We start from the raw sequence: 3238 nt of genomic DNA on the forward strand, positions 1-3238 counted from the left end.
TGGCGACTGGACGCCCAGCCGGCTGGTGCCCGACGTGCTGGCCGCCTTCACGGACGGCGAGCCCGTCACCCTGCGCAGCCCCGGCGCGATCCGCCCCTGGCAGCACGTGCTCGAACCGCTCTCCGGCTATCTGCAGCTCGCCGAGCGCCTGGTGGACGAAGGCGCCGCCTTTGCCGAGGGCTGGAACTTCGGCCCCGACGAAACCGACGCCCGCAGCGTCGCGTGGGTGGTGAAGCAGCTCGCCGAAGGCTGGGGCCCGGCCGCCCACTGGGCCGTCGCCGCCACGCCCCAGGTGCACGAAGCCCACACCCTCAAGCTCGACTGCACCAAGGCCCGCGTCCGCCTGGGCTGGCGCCCCCACTGGCGGGCCGACGAAGCGGTGACGCGCAGCCTCGCCTGGTATCAAGCCTGGCAGAACGGTGCCGACATGCACCGCTACACCCTCGACGAAATCGTCGCCTTCGGAAGCCCCCCATGAGCCTGATCCGCAAGACCCTCACCCCCGGCGCCGACGGCCGCCTCCAGCTCGACCTGCCGGAGCTGGCCGGGCAGGAACTGGAGATCATCGTGCGCCCGGCCCGGGCCGCCACCTCACCCCGGGCCTGGCGCCCCGGCATCGACGCCGTGCCGCCCTCCGGCAAGGTGGTGGGTGACCCCGAAAAGGACGCCATGATCGACGCGGCGCTGGACGCCTGGCTCACCACCGGGCGCTTCAACGACGCCTTCGAGGCCCGCCTTGCCGCCTTCGTCGGCGTGGCCCACGCCCTCACCGTCAACTCCGGCTCGTCGGCCAACCTGGTGGCCTTCTCGACCCTCACATCGCCCAAGCTGGGCGCCCGCGCCATCCAGCCCGGCGACGAGGTCATCACCGTGGCAGCGGGCTTCCCCACCACCGTCAATCCCATCCTCCAGAACGGCGCGGTACCGGTCTTCGTGGACGCCACCCTGCCCAGCTACAACATCGATGTGGCCCTGCTGGAGGCCGCCCTGTCACCCCGCACCAAGGCCATCATGATCGCCCACACCCTGGGCAACCCCTTCGATCTTGACGCCATCTGTGCCTTCGCCCAGGCGCACGGCCTGTGGCTGATCGAAGACTGCTGCGACGCCCTGGGCTCCACCTGGAAGGGCCGCAAGGTCGGCACCTTCGGCCACCTGGCCACCCTGTCCTTCTACCCCGCCCACCACATCACCATGGGTGAGGGCGGCGCGGTGCTCACCAACGACCCGCAGCTACGCCAGATCGCCGAATCCTTCCGCGACTGGGGCCGTGACTGCTGGTGCAAGCCCGGCTGCGACAACACCTGCGGCAAGCGCTTCGGCTGGCAGCTGGGCAGCCTGCCGCCGGGCTACGACCACAAGTACACCTACAGCCACATCGGCTACAACCTCAAGATCACCGACATGCAGGCCGCCTGCGGCCTTGCCCAGCTCGACCGGCTGGACGGCTTCATCGCCGCCCGCAAACGCAATTTCGCCCACCTCACGGCCCGGCTCGCCGATGCCACCGACTTCCTGGTCCTGCCCGAAGCCACCCCGGGCAGCGACCCGTCCTGGTTCGGCTACCCCATCACCCTGCGCCCCGAGGCGGGGGTCAACCGCGTCGATCTGCTCGAATACCTGGATCAGCACAAGGTCGGCACCCGCCTGCTGTTTGCCGGCAACCTGACCCGCCAGCCCTCCATGGCCGGGCGCAACTTCCGGGTGGTGGGCGAGCTCCCGGTGGCCGACCGGATCATGCGCGATACCTTCTGGATCGGCGTGTGGCCGGGGCTCAGCGAGGCCCAGCTGGACTACAGCGCCGACCTGATCCGCCAGTTCGTCGGCGCGGGCTTCTGACGCACCGGGCAAACATGCCTCCCGACCTCCATCGCCCCTGCCCCCTCTGCGGCAACCGCGCGCCGGACCTGCTGGGGGAGCTCTCGCTGCCCCAGCCCAGCCACTCGCCGCTGCCATCCGGCTACCGGCTGGTGGCCTGCACGGCCTGTGACTTTGTCTACGCCGACACCCCGGCCGTCCAGGCCGACTACGATCACTACTACCAACAGCTCGCCAAGTACGGCGGCCCCACCGGCACCGGCGCGGGCCAGAACCCGGCGGATCAGCGCCGTCTCGAACAGCTCGCTGACCGCCTCGAAGCGCTGCTACCGGGCAGGGACGCTGCCATCCTGGACATCGGCTGCGGCGCCGGCGGGCTGCTTCAGGTGCTTCACAGTCGCGGATACACGCGGGCCGAAGGTCTGGACCCGGACCCGGCTGCGGTGGCCGCTGCCCGCGCCCAGGGTCTTCCGGTGCGCGCCGGTCTGGCCAACGAATCCCCCGGGCTTTACGCAGGCAGCGAGTTCAACCTGATCGTGCTGTCCCATGTGGCGGAGCACCTGCGCGACCTGGACTGGCTCGACAGTCTGCCCCGGCTGCTGGCCCCCGACGGCGCGCTCTATGTCGAGGTACCCGATCCCCGGGGCTACGACTGCACCCACCGCCCACCGCTCTACTACTTCGACAGCGAGCACATCAACCACTTCGGCCCGCGCGCCCTGCACCGGCTGTTCACGAGGATGGGGCTGCACCCGACAGCCTTTCCGGCCACCCCGCTCATCCTCTCTGACGGCACGCCCTACCCGGCCTTTGCCGGGATCGCCACCCGGGTGCAGAGGGGCATCGACGGGAGCAGTGACGGGAACGCCCCCTGCGTGGACACCCTGCGCCGCTATCTGGCCGACAGCCTGCAGCGGAGCGCCGCCAGCCTGGGCATCCAGCCGCCCCTCGGCCCGGGGCCGGTGCTGGTCTGGGGCGCGGGCTCCTGGACCCAGCGTCTGCTCGGGGCAGGGACCATTCCGCTTGCGCAGGTGCGGGCCTTTCTCGACAGCGCACCCAACAAGCAGGGACAGCTTCTTGCCGGAAAGCCCATTGTGGCCCCTGCCGATGGACTAAGTCGTCACCCGGACGCACAAGTTCTCGTCTGCGTCGCCGTAAACCCCCATCAGATCGGGGCCGAGGTCGCCCGTCTGGAACCTGACCGCACACGTAGCCTGCACTTCATCACCGAGCCGACATGAAAGTTTCCGAACGCATCGCCGACTGGCTGGCCAATCATGGCATTGAGCAGGGTCCTACAGGGGTAAATCCAAATCCCGAACAAACACTAATCGCAAAATCGAAGAAACCTCATTCTGAACCCAACTTTTAGCGCCAAATCCTGGTCTTTAAATCAAGATGGGCCATTATTCCGTGTCAT

3 protein-coding genes and 1 pseudogene are annotated in these 3238 nt (G+C 68.9%); all 4 read left to right on the forward strand.

Features of this window, described 5'->3' with window-relative positions; genetic code table 11:
* Positions 1-478, forward strand: a pseudogene (locus J0L98_RS21465) (CDP-glucose 4,6-dehydratase); the annotation flags it as partial.
* Complete coding sequence (rfbH, locus tag J0L98_RS21470) at positions 475-1839, forward strand: lipopolysaccharide biosynthesis protein RfbH (protein WP_296414267.1); 1365 nt, start codon at positions 475-477, stop codon at positions 1837-1839. The pseudogene J0L98_RS21465 and the gene rfbH, both read left to right, overlap by 4 nt.
* Positions 1840-1853: 14 nt before the next feature.
* Positions 1854-3059: a class I SAM-dependent methyltransferase gene (locus tag J0L98_RS21475; RefSeq protein WP_296414269.1), complete on the forward strand. Its 1206-nt coding sequence runs from the start codon at positions 1854-1856 to the stop codon at positions 3057-3059.
* Entirely contained in the window at positions 3056-3190 is a 135-nt protein-coding gene (locus J0L98_RS21480) for a hypothetical protein (protein ID WP_296414271.1), read from the forward strand. The genes J0L98_RS21475 and J0L98_RS21480 overlap by 4 nt, the downstream gene beginning before the upstream one ends.
* The last annotated feature ends 48 nt before the right edge of the window (positions 3191-3238 follow it).

It is taken from the genome of Zoogloea sp., from assembly GCF_017302315.1.
In the GTDB taxonomy this organism is placed as follows: domain Bacteria; phylum Pseudomonadota; class Gammaproteobacteria; order Burkholderiales; family Rhodocyclaceae; genus Zoogloea.